Annotated in this window: 12 protein-coding genes; 11 read left to right on the top strand and 1 reads right to left on the bottom strand. The window is 60.0% G+C overall.

What is annotated here, in order from left to right:
• Positions 1 to 4 precede the first annotated feature (4 nt).
• Positions 5 to 586, bottom strand: coding sequence for a TetR/AcrR family transcriptional regulator (locus ACQRBV_RS21590; protein ID WP_411984128.1), 582 nt, complete (start codon positions 584 to 586; stop codon positions 5 to 7).
• A gap of 403 nt (positions 587 to 989) precedes the next feature.
• Between ACQRBV_RS21590 and ACQRBV_RS21585 the strand changes: the two genes are divergently transcribed.
• The 11 genes from ACQRBV_RS21585 (at position 990) to ACQRBV_RS21535 (ending at position 16,715) form a co-directional block, all read left to right on the top strand.
• Entirely contained in the window at positions 990 to 2,414 is a 1,425-nt protein-coding gene (locus ACQRBV_RS21585; RefSeq protein ID WP_411984129.1) for a DUF1329 domain-containing protein, read from the top strand.
• A 21-nt stretch (positions 2,415 to 2,435) separates the two neighbouring features.
• Complete coding sequence (locus ACQRBV_RS21580; RefSeq protein ID WP_411984130.1) at positions 2,436 to 4,082, top strand: DUF1302 domain-containing protein; 1,647 nt, start codon at positions 2,436 to 2,438, stop codon at positions 4,080 to 4,082.
• A gap of 8 nt (positions 4,083 to 4,090) precedes the next feature.
• Positions 4,091 to 6,493, top strand: coding sequence for an efflux RND transporter permease subunit (locus ACQRBV_RS21575; RefSeq protein ID WP_411984131.1), 2,403 nt, complete (start codon positions 4,091 to 4,093; stop codon positions 6,491 to 6,493).
• 10 nt (positions 6,494 to 6,503) lie between these two features.
• A complete protein-coding gene (locus ACQRBV_RS21570; RefSeq protein ID WP_411984132.1) occupies positions 6,504 to 7,448 on the top strand; it encodes a WD40/YVTN/BNR-like repeat-containing protein in 945 nt (314 codons plus the stop codon).
• Between the two features lie 244 nt (positions 7,449 to 7,692).
• Positions 7,693 to 8,976: an acyl-CoA dehydrogenase family protein gene (locus ACQRBV_RS21565; protein WP_161548083.1), complete on the top strand. Its 1,284-nt coding sequence runs from the start codon at positions 7,693 to 7,695 to the stop codon at positions 8,974 to 8,976.
• Positions 8,977 to 9,032: 56 nt separating this feature from the next.
• Positions 9,033 to 10,166 (top strand): saccharopine dehydrogenase family protein, encoded by a 1,134-nt coding sequence (locus ACQRBV_RS21560; RefSeq protein ID WP_161548082.1) that lies wholly within the window; start codon positions 9,033 to 9,035, stop codon positions 10,164 to 10,166.
• Positions 10,167 to 10,176: 10 nt separating this feature from the next.
• On the top strand, positions 10,177 to 11,736 hold the full coding sequence (locus ACQRBV_RS21555; protein ID WP_411984133.1) for an AMP-binding protein: 1,560 nt from the start codon (positions 10,177 to 10,179) through the stop codon (positions 11,734 to 11,736).
• 13 nt (positions 11,737 to 11,749) lie between these two features.
• A complete protein-coding gene (locus ACQRBV_RS21550; protein ID WP_161548080.1) occupies positions 11,750 to 12,988 on the top strand; it encodes a thiolase family protein in 1,239 nt (412 codons plus the stop codon).
• A gap of 11 nt (positions 12,989 to 12,999) precedes the next feature.
• Complete coding sequence (locus ACQRBV_RS21545) at positions 13,000 to 14,367, top strand: NAD(P)/FAD-dependent oxidoreductase (protein ID WP_161548079.1); 1,368 nt, start codon at positions 13,000 to 13,002, stop codon at positions 14,365 to 14,367.
• Between the two features lie 209 nt (positions 14,368 to 14,576).
• A complete protein-coding gene (locus ACQRBV_RS21540; protein WP_411984134.1) occupies positions 14,577 to 16,049 on the top strand; it encodes a flavin monoamine oxidase family protein in 1,473 nt (490 codons plus the stop codon).
• A 9-nt stretch (positions 16,050 to 16,058) separates the two neighbouring features.
• Positions 16,059 to 16,715, top strand: a complete 657-nt coding sequence (locus ACQRBV_RS21535) for a c-type cytochrome (RefSeq protein ID WP_411984135.1) — start codon at positions 16,059 to 16,061, stop codon at positions 16,713 to 16,715.
• Positions 16,716 to 16,752 lie beyond the last annotated feature (37 nt).

Here is a 16,752-nt window from a genome sequence, read left to right as displayed (position 1 = left end):
TGACTCAGTGACTGGCTACCACCAGCAATAGCGCTGTGCAAGCCGTCTCGGTCTCGGCTCTCAATCTCGACAGGTCACCATGGGCGGACCACGCGATGGTCAGCCCGTCAACCAGCTGGATCAGAAGGCGACTTGTCGCCTTCAGGAACGGCTTCCCCAGCTCAGCCCCGATGGCGCGTTCCAGCGCCTGCTCGGTCGCTTCAATGGCCACCGAGTAGATCTTGCTGGCCATTTCCGGGTCATTGCGCATTGCCCAGAAGAACAGCTCGGTCTGCGCCTTGGCTGCATCCGGATGATCGATGAACCAGGTGATCAACTGCCGCAGGACTTCGGCAGCGGTCTCGCCGGCAGTCGTTCCGGCGGGCACATGTTCCAGTGCTTGAGGGGGCAGGCTGAACAGCGATTCATAGACGGCATAGAACAGGTCGTTCTTGGTATGGAACACGTAATGCAGTGATGCCAACGGACAATCGGCGGCCGCCGCAATACGGCGGGTCGTGGCATTGGCGACGCCGTGCTCGGCAATCACTTTGATCGTGGCTTCGACGAAATCCTGCCGGCGTAATTCAGCGCCCATTCTGGCCATAGATCAGCAATCTCCTATATTCCTGGCCCCTGCGTAATGGCAGGGGCAGTGTCGACGCTAGCGGATGCTACAGCAATGAATCGCCAAACGTCATGGGCGAAAAGACACCCCCAAGCACGTGCACCATTATTGGTAACAATCGTTTCGTGAATTCACAAACAGGTGCGTTCTAACGAAACACGGGAAACGTTTTGCAAAAATTTTATCGGCTCTACTGTCCCGATGACCTCGCAATCGATTGATAAAAAACGACTATTTCCAACCCCTCGATTCTTGGCACCAGCCTTGCTTTGATCAACCGACTTGGTCAACTGATCAAGTCAGTTGATTAGGTTCGCGCAGGCAACGTGTTACCACCGTCCAGACGGCCCCGTTGCTGATCAAGGCTCACGAGGATCCACCCATGAACACAGTGATTGAGCGCCCCAATAACAAGGCTTCTACAGGTGTCGTCATCAGGTATCTGGTCGCGGCTGTTGCCGCATCGGCCTTTTTCTGTACTGCGCAGGCGGCAGACCAGGATCCTGCGTTACTTGGCACCAAACTGACCCCACTGGGAGGCGAGGCAGCAGCCAGTGCCGATGGTGTGATTCCCGCCTGGGCACCACCCGGACCACAAGGTGGCGGCTGGAGCCACGGCCAGGTGCGAGGCCAGCAATGGAAGTTCAAGGATGACAAACCGCTGTTCAGTATCGACTCAGGCAATGTCGCGAAGTACTCGAGCAAGCTTTCACCTGGCCAGGTGGAAATGTTCAAGAAGATTCCCGGCTACCGGATGGATATTTACCCGACGCGGCGCAGTTGTGGGGTGCCGGACTTCGTTGCAGAGAATACGAAGAAGAACGTCGGCTTCGCCAAGCTCGACGGCGATGGGCTGGCGCTGCAGGAAGCTTACGTGCCCGGCATTCCCTTTCCGTTTCCAACCTCGGGAGCCGAGGTGATGTGGAACATGAAGATGCGTTATCGCGGCGTGGGCTTCGATATGTCGAAAACCGTTTCCGGTATTTCACCGCGCAAGGGCAGTGAAGAATGGCTACGAACGTCTACCGATTGGTTCATGTACACACCATGGGGCGTAAAGGGCAGCGCGCTGTTCTCTTCATTCGATCGGTTCGAAGTCGCAACCTACTTCAGCTACACCGAACCTGCGGCCCTTGCCGGGCAGGCTGGGGTGGTAACGACCAAGGCCGGCGAGCAAGCCACCACGTTCTATTACTTCCCGGGCCAGCGCCGGGTGCGTCGCATGCCGGCGTACTCCTATGACGCACCGCAGATCGGCCTGGACAATCAATACACCATCGATGAGTCGAACGTGTTCTTCGGCCCCATGGACCGCTTCGACTGGAAGCTGGTCGGCAAGCAGGAAATGCTGGTGCCCTACAACTCGTTCGGGGCCTACGACAATTCGGCGAAGATTGAAGAGGTCGCCAAGCGCGATTTCATCGCCCCCGAGTCACGTCGCTATGAGCTGCATCGCGTCTGGGTCGTCGAGGCCACCGTCCGCCAGGGCATGCGCCATCAGGCGCCTAAGCGTCTGTTCTACATCGATGAAGACAGCTGGAACGCGCTGATGGCGGTGGACTACGACAAACAAGGGCAAATCTGGAAAGTCCGCGAGGGCTACACGATCCCGGTGTACGAGACCGGCACCTGCGACATGGAAGCCCAGGCGCAATACAACCTGGTTGACGGTCGCTACCTGTACGACATGACCTCTATCGGCACCGGCAAGAACGACCATCGCTGGCTGACCGACGGGGCCGGCAACCCGCGTCTGAAACGCGACTTCTACACCTCAGACAACCTGCGCGCCACCAGCGAACGCTGACGGCGGCTTTCGGGAACAGACATGAAAAAAATAATCAGTAGAACCTCAGGTCTTGTTATTGCGTGTGCAACCCCATTTGCCATGGCGTTCACCTTTGAAACCGAAAACATTCGTGGCTCATTCGATTCCACCCTTGCCGTGGGCATGGGGCTGCGCAACGAATCGCGCGGCTGCAACCTCATCACCAGCAGCCCCGGCGGGCACAATCCACCCGGCGGCTGCCTGGCGCCCAGCGCCAATATTGGTGATCAGGGCGACTTGAACTACAACCGCGGCGACCTGTTTACCAACTACATAAAAGGTACCCATGAGCTGGTGCTGAAATTTCCCGAGGACTACACGTTCATGGCGCGCGGTAGCTGGATCCGCGATTTTGCGGCGACCGACACCAGCGGTGCGTTATCGGCCAACCGACCTGAAGGGGTCGGTAGCGACGGTCTCACCAGTAGCGCCCGGGACGACCTGGAGTTCAAGGCGCGCCTGCTGGATCTGTGGGTGAGCAAAAGTTTTGATGTCGGCGACCAGCGTGTTCGAGCGCGCTTGGGCAATCAGGTGATCAACTGGGGGGAAAGCCTGTTCGCTGCCGGTGGCATCAACAACACCAACGCCTACGATGTCATGGCGTTGTCGCGCCCGGGCACCCAACTCAAGGAAGCCTTGCTGCCGGCACCGATGCTGAGTCTCGCGTCGGGGCTTGGCGCCGGGGTGAACATCGAGGCGTATTGGCAGTTCAGCTGGAACAAAAGTGAATTGCCGCCGGTGGGTAGCTATTGGTCTACCACCCATGCGCTGGGCGAGGGCAGGGGCGCCTACGGTTACGACGAAAAAAATGCACGCAATGGCGGCCAATGGGGCGTGTCGCTGCGCTGGCAACCCGACAATACAGATCTGAACCTCGGCCTGTACGTGATGCGTTATCACGACAAGCTGCCGTCACTGGCCGTGCAGGTGCTGGATCCGCAAACCTTCGCCGTGGCGCAGACCTGGGAGTATCCAGAGGACCGCATGATGTACGGTGTCAGCGCCAACATGCCGGTCGGCGACTGGGCATTGGGCACCGAGCTGTCATATCGCCCCAAGGATGCGGTACCGCTCAACCCGGTCATCGACGCCTGTGCCAGCAACGGTGGCAAATGCTGGAAAGACCAGAAAAAGCTGCAATGGCACCTGACCGGTATCTACAGCATGACGCCGTCCAACTCGCCGACTTTGCTCGACTTCACCGGCGCCAGCACCGGAACCTTGCTGAGCGAACTGGTGGTCGTGAAATACCCCGGCCTGCATAACGACTACGCCGGCGAACCGATCGCCGCCGGCCTCAATACCTGGCAATTGGACCCGGCCGTTGCACCGAGCGCCAAGGGCAACAAAACCTCCTCCGGCATCAGCCTCGATTTGAGCCTGACCTATGACAACACGCTGATTCCCGGCTGGCAGGTCACGCCCGGAGTGTTCTACTCGCGATCGATCAAGGGACGCACCCCCAATCTGTCGGCGACCTTCACCGAAGATGCCAGCAGCATGAACCTGTACCTCAACTTCGTGCGCAATCCTGCGAGCTGGCAGATCTCGGCCAATTACGCAAAGTTCATGGGCGGCAAGACTCCTTACGATCAACTGCTGCGTGATCGCGATTATGTCGGCCTTGTGGTTTCCCGAACCCTGTGAGGCGTACCGTGAACAGTTCCCTGAAAATGAAGGAAACCAAGGTGCGCGGCGTGTTGCCGCGCATCGAACAATGGTTGTTCTCTCACCGCCGGTTGACCCTGCTGACTCTGGCGATGTTCACCCTGGGCATGGCCTGGTTTGCCGTGCAGTTACGCATGGAAGCCGGATTTGAAAAGCAGTTGCCCATTGGCCACGAATACATCGAAACCTTTGAGACCTATCGCAATGACTTGCTCGGCGCGAACCGGCTGACGGTCGTGGTCAAGGCTCGCCAGGGGACGATCTGGAGCCAGGCCGGGCTCAAGCGTCTTTACGACGTCACCCAGGCGCTGATGTTCCTGCCCAACGTGTCGCGCAGCAGTGTGCGTTCGTTGTGGACACCCAACGCGTTCGTCAACGAAATCACCGAAGAGGGGTTTCGTGCCGACCCGTTGGTGCCAGGGACAGTGACGCCCGAAAGTCTCGATGAGGCGAGCATCTCAATGATCGCCAACTCGACGGCGCAGGGCGGTTTTATCGGCACGCTGGTGGCCCGCGACCAGGGCAGCGCGATGATCACCGTGGATCTCAACGAGTTCGACGCAGACGGGCAGCGCCTCGACTATGTGGCGTACAACCGGGTACTTGAGCAACAGATTCGCAATCAGTTCGAGGACAAGGACTTCGAGATCCAGATCATCGGTTTCGCCAAGCAGATTGGCGACATTGCCGTTGGTGCTTCGGCGGTCCTGGCGTTCTGCTTGCTGGCCTTGCTGCTGACGGCAGCTGCGGTGTACTGGTACTGCCATTCGCTGCGCTTCACCTTGCTGGCAGTGGGTTGTTCACTGGTGTCACTGATCTGGCAATTCGGCGCCTTGCGTCTGCTCGGTTATGGACTGGACCCGTTGGCAGTGCTGGTGCCGTTTCTGGTGTTTGCCATTGGAGTGTCCCATGGCGTGCAGCAGATCAATTTCATCATCCGCGAGATCGCCGGCGGCATGTCGGTGGAAGGCGCGGCGCGGGCGAGCTTCAGAGGGTTGCTGATCCCCGGCACGCTGGCGTTGGTCACCGCATTGGTGTCGTTCGTGACGTTATTGCTGATCCCGATTCCGATGGTGCGAGAACTGGCGATCACTGCTTCGCTCGGGGTGGCATTCAAGATCGTCACCAATCTGGTAATGCTGCCGGTCGTCGCTTCGATGCTGCGGGTGGAGGGGGGGTATGCCACTGCCGAGGAAATTTCTCGCCAGCGCCGCGCCCGCTGGTTGCACGGATTTGCCCGGTTGAGCGAATGGCGCAATGTACGCTGGGTGTTGGGCATGGCCGTGCTGATCTTGGTCATGGCAGCCTGGCAAAGCCATGATCGAGTCGTCGGTTCTTTACAGGCCGGGGCACCGGAATTGCGCGAGGACGCACGCTTCAATCGGGATGCGGTGTCGATTGCCAACAATTACGACATCGGTCTGGACTGGCTCAGTGTGGTCTTCGAGGTCAAGGTCGAAGCCGGCGCGAACGACTGCGAAGACGTCGCGCTCGGCCAGTACCAGGATCGCTTTGTCTGGGCCATGCAAGGTGTGCCTGGTGTGGTGTCGGTCACCTCGTTTTCCAACAGCCTGCGACAGTTCAACGAGGGCTATAACGAGGGCAACCCGAAAATGAACGCGGTGCCCATCGACCCGACCAATTACTCGTCGATGGCCGCCGAGGTGGCTCGCGTGCCCGGCCTGATGCGGCCCGATTGCAGCATGACTGCGGTGCATCTGTTTCTCGCCGACCACAAGGCGACGACCATTCACCGAGTGATCGCCGCGGCCAAGGCGTTCCGTAGCCAGTTCACTCAGCCCGGCGTGAGTATACGTCTGGCGTCCGGTAATGCCGGGGTGATTGCGGCGATCAACGAAGAGGTGGAGCGCAGCGAGCTGCCAATGATGCTTTACGTCTACGCTGCGATCGCGCTGCTGGTGTTCATTGTCTACCGCGACTGGCGCGCCGTGCTGGTCTGTTGCCTGCCGCTGACGTTGGGGACCTTCATCGGCTACTGGTTCATGAAGGAACTGCAAATCGGCCTGACCATCGCAACGTTGCCGGTCATGGTACTGGCCGTCGGTATCGGCGTGGATTACGCCTTCTACATCTATAACCGTCTGCAACTGCACCAGGCCCTCGGCCAGCCGATCAACAAAGCCGTCGAACTCGCGTTGCTGGAGGTCGGCGTCGCGACGATTTTCACCGCCATCACCCTGGCGGTGGGCGTCGCCACTTGGGCGTTTTCCGATCTCAAGTTCCAGGCAGACATGGGCAAGCTCTTGGCCTTCATGTTCCTCGTCAACATGGTCATGGCCATGACCGTTCTCCCGGCGTTCGCGGTGTGGCTGGAGCGTACATTCCCGCGGCGGCGCCCTGTGCGTCTGATCGGCTCACTGGTGCATTGAGGAGGCTGCGATGCGAAACCTGATTTCTTTACTCGTTCTGATGTTGCCGGCGTTGTTGCAGGCTTCGCCCTTGTCGGCCGTACCGGCGACACAAACGGCCAACGCCAGTGCGGCCACACTGTTGAGCGTCGCCAGGGCTGGGGAGCGAACCGTTGCCGTCGGTGATCACGGTGTGGTGCTGCTGTCGGACGATTATGGCCGGCATTTGCGCCAGGCAGCTTCCGTGCCGTTGTCCACGCCTTTGACCGGTGTGTCCTTCGTCGACGCCAGGCAGGGTTGGGCGGTTGGTCATTGGGGCGCCATTCTCGCCACCCGCGATGGTGGCGACGCCTGGCAGGTTCAGCGCCTGGCCAGTGCAGAAGATCGGCCACTGTTTGCCGTGCATTTCTTCAATCCGATGCAGGGGGTGGCGGTGGGGCTGTGGTCGCTGGTGCTGACTACCGATGACGGCGGCAATAGCTGGATCGAGCAGAAACTTGACGCACCGCCTGGATCGACTCGTGCCGACCTGAATCTGATGGGGCTGTTTGCCGATGGGGAAGGGCACTTGTACGCCACCGCCGAACGCGGGCAGTTGTTGCGATCGGACGATCAGGGCAAGCGCTGGCGCTATCTGGATACCGGTTACAGCGGCACGCTATGGACCGGGGCGGTGCTGGGCGACGGCTCGTTGCTGGTGGGCGGACAACGCGGCACGTTGCTGCACGGCTCCGCCGACGGCGCACGCTGGCAGCGCGTACCGCTGCAAAGCAAGAGCTCGGTCACCGCCATCGATGTTTCCGGGCAGACAGTCATTGCGGTAGGGCTCGACGGCTTGCTCGTGCGCAGTGACGACGGTGGCCAAAATTTCCATGAGCAACCCAGCGGCGACGGGGTTTCGCTCACGGCGACATTGCTGAACGGGGATGGCTCGCCGATCGTGTTTTCCCGTAGAGGCGTCGTTTCTCGGCGCTGATACCCGCGTGGATGTTGGGAGGCCGGCGCTATACCGGTTTCCCGGCAGTTCAGCGCGATTTTTCTCAAACAAACTGCTGATTTCCGGCCGGTTTTCCCGTGCCTGAAGAAGTCTTTGCGGGCTCAAAATAATAAACATAACGGATGTTGCGTTAAATAATTCCGCTTGTTAGAGTCGATGACAAATAACAAGACGCAGAACGTTGCAAGCGCAGCGGCCTGCCACTCTCGATGGAGGTACTCTGATGATCTCGCTCAAGTCGACACTGACACTGCCAGCCGCCGGACTTTCCGGTTTCGAAACCCCGCTGACAGAAGAGGAGGCTGCGATTCAGGCCTCCGTCCATCGCTTCGCCAAAGAGGTGTTGCGGCCATTGGGTCGTGAACTGGACCGCATGACCCCCGAAGAAGTCATTGCCCCAGGTTCGCCTTACTATTCATTGTTCGGCGAGTTCGCCAAGCTCGGCCTCGACCCGGCCCTGTTGGCACAGTTGCCGCCGGACATGGCGGTGCGGATCGAATCACTGATCGGCGAAGAACTGGGATGGGGGGATGCCGGCCTGGCGGTCTCGTTGGGCTGCGCCGACTTCCCTCTGCAAATGGCCATCGCTGCTGGCAATGCCGAGTTGGTCGAGCTCTGCCAAGGCCGGATCGGCTGCTGGATGGCCACCCAGCCCGACCGTGGCAGCGACAACCAGATCTTTGACATGGCTCGAGACTGGCCAGCGGGCAAACCCGGCAATATTGGCAACCTGACCGCCAAAGTGGTCGGCGATGAAGTCATCCTCAATGGCCAAAGCTCCGCGTGGGTCTCCAATGGTGCTATCGCACAGGTCGCCCTGGGCTTGGTCTGCGCTGATTACGGTGATGGTTTTTACGATGCGAATGGCCGGCCGCACGGGATTGCGTTGATCATTCCGCTCGACCTCAAAGGCGTATCCAAAGGCAAGCCGCTGGACAAGATCGGCCAGCGCTCCTTGCCGCAAGGCGAAATCTACTTCGACAGCGTGCGAGTGCCGCGCCGCTTTGCCATCGCCGAGCGAGACAACTATTACGGCGCCGTCAGCTCCTCCTGGTCGTTTGCCGGAACCCACATGAGCCAGGTGTTCACCGGCGTCGCACGCGCCGCGTTCGAGATGACCCTGCAGTATTGCCATGAGCGCCGCCAGGGCGGGCATCCGTTGATCGACCACCAGATGACGCGTCTGCGCCTGGGCGAAATGTTGCGCCGTGTCGAGGCTGCCCGTGCGGTCGCGCGACGCTCACTGAGCTTCGCGCGCCTGTCGCCACAAACCCATCCCTACGCGACAGCCTCCGCCAAGGTCACGGTGACCGAAGAGGCAATGGCCGTCGTACAAGAAGCGTTCCGCCTGTTCGGCGGCAATGGCACCACCCGTGAATACCCGATCGAAAAACTGTTGCGTGACACCCAGTCCTCATTGATCGAGGACGGTGAGAACCGTGTCTTGACCATGCGTCTGGGGCTGCTGGCCCAGCAGCTGTATGCCGAAGGCTGGGCGAACAACTGATCCGGAAGATTCACCCGACATCACTCATCCAAAAACAACAAATGAGGTAAACCCCGATGGCCAAATATCCTGTCGTTGTCTATGGCGCCAGTGGTTACACCGGCATGCTGATCATGGACTGGTTGATCGACCAGCGCATCCCGTTCACCGCCGTGGCACGCAACGCCGCGCGTGCTCAGGAAATGATGGCGCAACGCGTCGTCGGCCTTGAGTCGGCCACTTACGAAATCATTGAGTGTGCCCATGAGGTCGACGCGTTGGTTTCAGTGTTCAAAGGGGCGCGAGTGGTCTGCAACACGGTCGGCCCATTCATCAACTTTGGCCTGACCGCCGTTGAAGCGGCATTGAAAGCCGGCTGTCATTATCTGGACCCGGCCGGGGAGCAAGCGCACATTTGTGCCTTGCGTGATCAGTTCGGCGAGCTGTATCGCCAGGCCGGGCTGCTGCTGTCGCCATCGCTGGCGTACATGTACACCTACGCCGAGATCGCCGCCGAGCTGGCCCTGGAAACTCCGGGCGTCGATTCGCTGGAAACGGCGACGCTGACCCGTGGCCCACGGACCGGTGCCGCCGGTGTAACCGTTGGGTCAACCGCGACCATTTTCGAAGGCGTACGTTATCCCGGTGCCTACCTGTGGGAGAAGGAGTTGGTGCCTTATGCGCCGAATGCCAGCTTCAACGTGGTCTGCCCCGATCTGCTGGAAGCCGTGTTTTGCCTGCCCTGGGGCGGCACCTCGCTACCGGTGTTCTTCGAAGAGGATGGCCGGGTGCGCAGTTGCATGTCCTGTGTCGGCTTCTACGACAACCCGGTGATGAAAATGGTCCACGGTCTAGGTGAGAAGTGGGAAGCCGAATACAAGCACCTGCCCAAAGAACAGCAGGACGCAGTGATCCAGAGTCTCGTGCAATCGACCACCCCGAGCATGCCGCCGCGTGAGCGCAGCACCTTGCAACGCACCGTCGACTTCGCTATCGGACGCGGTCAACTGACGGCCGTGCGAGCGACCGTGCACGGCATCACGCCTTACATCGCCACCGGGGCCTTGCATGTCGCAGCAGTGGTCAAGCTGTTGAATAACGACACCGCCAAAACCGGTTTCGCCTCAGCCTCCAAAGCCTTCGGTCATCGCTACCTGCTGGGTTTCCTCGAGCAGCGTGGCCTGGCTCGCGCAACCATTACCCAATTGTGAAGTGACCGACATGGCGATTATCGATTTCTTCGACCGTGGCTGGCGGATCAATCCGCACGGCGCGGCGTACATCCAGGATGATCGGGTGTTCACCTTCACCGAAGTCCGCCATTTGTCCTGCCGGATCGCCAATGCGCTGTTGGCTGCCGGCTTGCCCAGCGGCACCAAAGGCGCCATCTGGTCGGCCAACGATGCCGTGGCCTGGACCTGCACTCTGGGACTCTGGCGCGCCAACCTGTGCTGGATTCCCGTAGGGGCGCGCAACAGCGCCGAAGAGAATCGTCACGTGCTTGACGCCTTCGACTGCGAAGTGCTGTTTTTTCAGAAAGAGTTCGCGCCGATCATCGACGCGTTGCGCGCGAGCCTGCCGAAAATCCGATTGTGGATCTGTATCGACGAGCACCTGCCCAAGGCGCAGTCGCTCAAATCCTGGGTCGAGGGGCAGCCGGTCACCCCACCCAAGGTCGAGTATCACCTCGACGATGTGGTGGCGCTCTCGCCAACCGGTGGCACAACGGGGCTGCCCAAGGGGGTGATGAACACTAATCGCAGCATCCAGACGTTCTGCGCACACTTCATGATCAGCTTCCCTTACGCGGATGAACACCCGCCGGTCAACCTGGCGGCGGCGCCCATGACCCATACCGCCGGCACGCTGTCCCTGCCGTGCACCTCCCGGGGCGGTACGGTGGTGATCATTACCAAGCCGGATCCGGCACTGATGCTGGCCATGATTCCAAAGTACAAGATCACCGAGACCTTTTTGCCACCGACGGTGATCTATCGACTGCTGGATGTTCCGAATCTGGCGCAGAAGGTCGATTTCAGCTCGCTGAAGTACTTCCTCTACGGCGCGGCACCGATGTCGGTGGAAAAGCTCAAACAAGCAATCGAGACCTTCGGCCCGGTGATGGCCGGCGGATACGGCCAGACGGAAGCCCCGGCTTCGATTTCCAACCTGCCGCCCGCCGAGCATCTGCAAGGTGGACGACTGGCATCGGATGAACGTCTGTCATCAGTCGGTCGTCCCAATCCGCTGATTCGCGTCGAGATCCTCAGCGACGCAGGGGACATTCTCGCGCAAGGTGAAACGGGGGAGATCTGTGTACGTGGTGACCTGGTGATGAAGGGCTACTACCAGGACCCGCAGAAGACTGCAGAAACCATCATCGATGGTTGGCTGCACACCGGCGACATCGGTCACTTCGATGCGCACGGCTACCTGCATATTACCGACCGCAAGAAAGACATGATCATTTCCGGCGGATTCAACGTTTACCCCAGTGAAGTCGAACAAGTGCTCTGGAGCCATCCGGCCGTGCAGGACTGCGCCGTCATCGGTGTGCCGGATGAACAGTGGGGCGAGGGCGTGAAGGCCGTGGTCGAGTTGAGCGCTGGGCATAGCGTCACAGCCGAGGAGTTGATCGAGCTGTGCAAGACCCGGCTCGGCTCGGTCAAGGCGCCGAAAACCGTGGATTTCATTGACGCATTGCCACGCAGCCCGGTGGGCAAGGTTTTGAAAAAAGATCTGCGTGCCCATTACTGGCAAGACGTTGATCGGTGCATCTGAGGGGAATGATCTGATGGAACCTATCTATATCGCCGGCATTGCCATGACCGAGTTCGGTCGCCACCTGGAGCGCAGTCTTCAGGACTTGGCACTGGAAGCCTTGCAAGGCGCACTTGTGGATTGCGGTGCCTCGCGCGCCCATATCGGCGCGGTGTTCTACGCCGGCATCACCAACGGTCATCTTCAAGGGCAACTGTCGATTCCGGGGCAGGTGCTATGCAGCAAAATCGGCATCGAAGGTGTACCGGTCTACAACGTTGAAAACGCCTGCGCCTCGGGTAGTACGGCAGTTCATCTGGCGGTGCAGAGCTTGCGCTCAGGGGCGGCCGACGTGGTATTGGCATTGGGCGCCGAGAAAATGAACGTGCCTGACAAGTTGCGGGCATTGGCCTTGTTCGAAACGGGCTGGGATGTTTCCACCGCCGAGGAAAACTACGCGACGCTGGTGAAAATGGGCGAGGGCATCGTTGTACCGCCTGGCTCGGAGTCTGATCGTCCATACAGCAAGTTCATGGCTATCTATGCCGCCATGTGTCGCTGGCACATGAAGACCTATGGCACCACTCAGCGCCAGATTGCGGCGGTATGCGCCAAGAACCATCAACACTCGGTGCACAACCCGTATTCGCAATTTCGCAAGACCTACACCATCGAAGAAGTTCTGGCGGCGCCGCCGATCACTTATCCGATCACGTTGCCGATGTGCGCGCCGTTATCCGACGGCGCGGCCGCCGCGATTCTCTGTACCGAGGCGGGACTCAAACGCATGGGTGCCGATCCGAAACGTTGTGTGCGGATTGCCGCCAGCGTGATCCGCAGTTTCACTCTGCGGGGGCTGGACGAGCCGCACAAGCACGTCAGCCGGCTGGCGGCGCTTGAGGCCTACGAGATCGCCGGCCTCGGCCCGCAAGACATGCATGTGGCCGAAGTACACGACGCCTCGGCAATGGGGGAGATCATCCAGGCGGAAAACCTCGGGCTCGCACCACTGGGGGAGGGTGGGCTGTGTGCCGAACGCGGCGATTTCACCCTGGGTGGCCGCCTGCCAATCAATACCTCTGGGGGGCTGGAATCCAAAGGTCACCCGCTGGGGGCTACGGGGATCGGTCAGTTGTACGAGTTGACCGCGCAGTTGCGCGGGGAAGCCGGCGCACGCCAGGTCCCCGGTGCGCGGCACGCCATCCAGGAAAACGGCGGCGGTCTTCAAGGTGTCGAGGAAGCTGCCGTCGCTATTCACATCCTGAGTCGATAGGAGCGCATCACATGTCCATGACCTATCAAACGCAAGAGCTGGAAAGCCACTCTACCGGCGACCGTTTCCGTCGGCTGGGTGGTTGGGTCGAGAGTCCGGCTGACCTGCAACCCGAGCTTGAAGGCGATGTCAGCGCGGATGTCATTGTGATCGGTGCCGGGTTTGCCGGCCTGTCCACCGCATTGGAGCTTACGGCACTGGGGGCGAAAGTCATCGTCCTGGAGCAGTCCTTCGCCGGTTTCGGCGCCAGTGGTCGTAATGCCGGTTACCTGGGTGGGAGCATCGGCATTGAGTTCGAGTTGTTCTTGAAGCGTGTCGGTCATGAAAAAGCGAAAAACATCGTCAGGTTCTATGACGAAGCTGTCGGCTACGTCGAAGGCCGCTTGCGCGAGCTGGGTATCGACTGCGATTACAACGCCTCTGGCATCATCAGGGCGGGCATCCATCCGTCGCAGGAGAAAAAACTGCGCAAAAGCATGGCAGTGGGGCACGAGCTGGGCTCTCAAACCGAGTTTCTGGATCAGGCGCAAATGCGTGCCCGGGGCATTCCACCGGCCTTTCTGTTTGGCTGCCTGCAACGTCACGGCGGTACGCTGGACCCCGGCAAATACGTGATGGGGCTGCGGCGGGCGGCACTCCAGGCGGGGGTGCGGTTGTATGAAAATACCCGGTTGGTGTCGTATTCCGACGGGCCGACGATCACCTGTCAAACACCACTCGGCCGAGCGACTGCGCCGATATTGGTGCTTGCCACCAATGCCTACACGCCGCAACTGGGGCTTCTGCGCGATAAGGTCGTTCCATTTCGGGTGTCGGCGATCGAATCCGAGCCGTTGTCCTCGCAGCAGTTGGCATCGTTGGGCTGGGCAGGGCGGGAAGGGTTGACCACGCCACATCTGGTGATGGAAAGCCATCGCCTGACGGCGCGCAATACGTTGTTGCTGACCACCAAACGGCTCGGTTATGCCTACGGATCGAAAACGCCGAACCTTCCCGATGAGGTCACCTACCGAGCGTTGGAAAATACACTTGGAGTACGTTTTCCGACGTTACGCGGTATCGGTATTCAAGCGTGCTGGAGTGGCTATGTCAGCATGGCTTACGACGCGTTGCCGGTGGTGGGTGAAACCGGAACTCACCACAACATCCTTTACACCGCAGGTTGCTCCGGGCACGGCGTCGCGTCGCAGTCGCTTATCGGACATCTGCTGGCGGAAAGAATCGGCGGTATCGAGCATCCGCTGCTCGCCGCTTTGCGTCACAAAACCCCGAAAACATTGCCCGAACCGCTGCAGTGGTGCGCCGTGAATGTGGCGCTGGGGGGCGCACATATCCTGGACGAATACACCAATCGCAAAGTCGCGCACCCGCATCACTAGCGGTCGAGGGCGCATAGAACCAAGCGTACAGGACGACAGAACACGCTGATTTCAGCGGTGGCACTGGCCTTGAAGTCATTGGCCCGGCAGGCATTCGCCTGCAGGAAGACAAAAGAGATATTTGCTTGTTTGCCACCGCTTTTTACTGCCGCACCGACGCTCTGCCAAGAGCGTTCAATCCAACAATAACGTTATGTGAGGCATCGAATATGAGTACTGACGCCCCTGCGGACTTAAAGCGAAGACAATTACTCAAACTGGCCGGTGCCACCGCAGCGGTGGGGACGATGGGTTTGAATATCGGCCTGGCCGGTGCGGCCGATGCGCTGGTCAAAGGCAACACGGAGGATGTGGTCGACGTGGTGGTCATCGGTGCCGGCATCGCCGGTCTGACCGCCGCCCGCGATCTGCACCTGGCGGGTTGTGAGTCTCTGCTGGTGCTTGAAGCACGCGATCGTGTAGGTGGCCGCACTCTCAATCACGATCTGGGGTCGGGCCATATCTCTGAAGCCGGCGGGCAGTGGATCGGTCCGGGACAAACAGCCGTAGCGGATCTCGCCCGAGAGCTTGAGGTCAGTACCTTTCCCAGTTTCTATGACGGGGAAACCGTCATTCTCGGCGGTGACGGACGTGTTGCCGTTGATTTGAAAGGCACGTTCGGCACCGATGAAGGCGTGTCGGCAAAACTCAGTGAGCTTTCGCGGGACGTGCCATGTGGCGCGCCATGGAAATCCCCGAGGGTTGCCGAACTGGACAAACTCTCGGCAGGAGACTGGCTGGCTCGCCAAAATATCAAGCCTGAGGACCGGGCAGGGTGGAATGCCAGCTTTCTTCTGACCTGCGGTGTCACGCCGGCAAAGATGGGCTTTCTGCATTTTCTGTCGATGATCAACTCGGCCGGTTGCGAATACATGCGGCTTGACTCAATCAAGGACAGCGCGCAGGGCACACGTATCGTCGGTGGCTCGCAGGTTCTCAGCAGCAAGATGGCGCAGTTGTTGGGAGACAAGGTTCGCTTGTCCTGTCCGGTGCGCAGAATTGATGACTGGAACCGCGACATCGTCAGGCTGCAAACGGATCAGGGCGAGATACGTGCCCGACGGGTGATCATGGCGATTCATCCCGCGTTGTGCCAACGCTTGCAGTTCGATCCACCCCTGCCCGAAGCCCGCGCCGCCCTGCAACGCGCCTGGCCGGCGCACTCGCCGGCACGCAAGACGGCGATGGTCTACCCGCGGCCTTTCTGGCGGGATAAAGGCTTGAATGGCCATATCATCCAGGTTGGCGGACCGGTCATCTGGGCTTACGACAACTCGCCGCCTGACGGTGAAATCGGAGTCATCAATGCATTCATCTTGAATGCAGCAGCACCCGCCGACCCCGAAGCAGCGAAGCGCGTGCAGACCGAAATCTATGCGCGAGCGCTGGGGGACGAAGCGCTTGAACCCGTCTCTTACCACGATCACGACTGGGCGCATTTCGACCCCTGGACGATCACTTGCGTGTCGCCGATTCCCCCGGGGTTCTGGTCGACACACGGCGAGGCACTGCGCCCACCCTGCGGCAATCTGTTCTGGTCGGGCACCGAAACGGCGGACATCTGGGCAGGCTACATGGACGGTGCCGTACGCGCCGGACACCACAGCGCTCTACAGGTGCTCAACGCGTTGCGTCGGGCATAGGAGGCGACAATGAAAAAAATCATAGCGCTTGGCGTTATCGCGGTCATTGCCGTACTGCTGGCGGTTTTCGGGCGTGACCTGCTCGATCTCTATCGTCTGCAGAGTTACATCACCACGTCCACCGAGGCCTACCAGGTCGAACGCGGGCATTGGCCGCATCTGACCGATGCCTGCACAGGTTGCCATGGCAGCCACGGTAACTCACTGAACCCGACGTATCCGAGCCTGGCGGGTCAACCGGCCGCGTACCTGTCTGCGCAGTTGCGCAACTTTGCCAGTGGCCAACGGCTTGCACCCAACATGGAGCCGTTGGCGATGACCCTCAGCCACGAGGAAATTGATCTGCTGGCGAATTTCTACGCCCGGCAATCCGTCGATGCCAATGCAGCTTTCAGCCCTGACGAAGGCCTGAAGGAAAAGGGCAAACAACTGGTGCAAACCAGAGGCTGCACAGCCTGCCATGGCGCCCAACTGATGGGCCAGGCTGCGTTCCCGCGGCTGGCTGCGCAAGGCCACGGTTACCTTTTGGCCCAGCTCAACGCTTTTGCCGCCGGCGAGCGCAACGAGCCCAGTGGCGCAATGAAAGCCATGACGGCGGCGCTGTCAGCGGATGAGCGCAAAGCGATAGCGGCTTACCTCGCTGCACTGGCTCCTCAAGCCCATTAATGCATCAAATTTCCTATCAGCTGTACCGAGGCTATCG

The sequence above is a fragment of the Pseudomonas sp. R11F genome (assembly GCF_050312575.1).
Taxonomy (GTDB): domain Bacteria; phylum Pseudomonadota; class Gammaproteobacteria; order Pseudomonadales; family Pseudomonadaceae; genus Aquipseudomonas; species Aquipseudomonas palleroniana.
Note: the sequence above shows the minus strand (reverse complement) of the source record. Positions and strands in the feature narration are given on the sequence as shown.

Bases quoted from the DNA above. Each gene is read 5' to 3' on its own strand.
- ACQRBV_RS21590 (WP_411984128.1), bottom strand. From the start codon at position 586: ATGGCCAGAATGGGCGCTGAATTACGCCGGCAGGATTTCGTCGAAGCC.
- ACQRBV_RS21585 (WP_411984129.1), top strand. From the start codon at position 990: ATGAACACAGTGATTGAGCGCCCCAATAACAAGGCTTCTACAGGTGTC.
- ACQRBV_RS21580 (WP_411984130.1), top strand. From the start codon at position 2,436: ATGAAAAAAATAATCAGTAGAACCTCAGGTCTTGTTATTGCGTGTGCA.
- ACQRBV_RS21570 (WP_411984132.1), top strand. From the start codon at position 6,504: ATGCGAAACCTGATTTCTTTACTCGTTCTGATGTTGCCGGCGTTGTTG.
- ACQRBV_RS21565 (WP_161548083.1), top strand. From the start codon at position 7,693: ATGATCTCGCTCAAGTCGACACTGACACTGCCAGCCGCCGGACTTTCC.
- ACQRBV_RS21560 (WP_161548082.1), top strand. From the start codon at position 9,033: ATGGCCAAATATCCTGTCGTTGTCTATGGCGCCAGTGGTTACACCGGC.
- ACQRBV_RS21555 (WP_411984133.1), top strand. From the start codon at position 10,177: ATGGCGATTATCGATTTCTTCGACCGTGGCTGGCGGATCAATCCGCAC.
- ACQRBV_RS21550 (WP_161548080.1), top strand. From the start codon at position 11,750: ATGGAACCTATCTATATCGCCGGCATTGCCATGACCGAGTTCGGTCGC.
- ACQRBV_RS21545 (WP_161548079.1), top strand. From the start codon at position 13,000: ATGTCCATGACCTATCAAACGCAAGAGCTGGAAAGCCACTCTACCGGC.
- ACQRBV_RS21540 (WP_411984134.1), top strand. From the start codon at position 14,577: ATGAGTACTGACGCCCCTGCGGACTTAAAGCGAAGACAATTACTCAAA.
- ACQRBV_RS21535 (WP_411984135.1), top strand. From the start codon at position 16,059: ATGAAAAAAATCATAGCGCTTGGCGTTATCGCGGTCATTGCCGTACTG.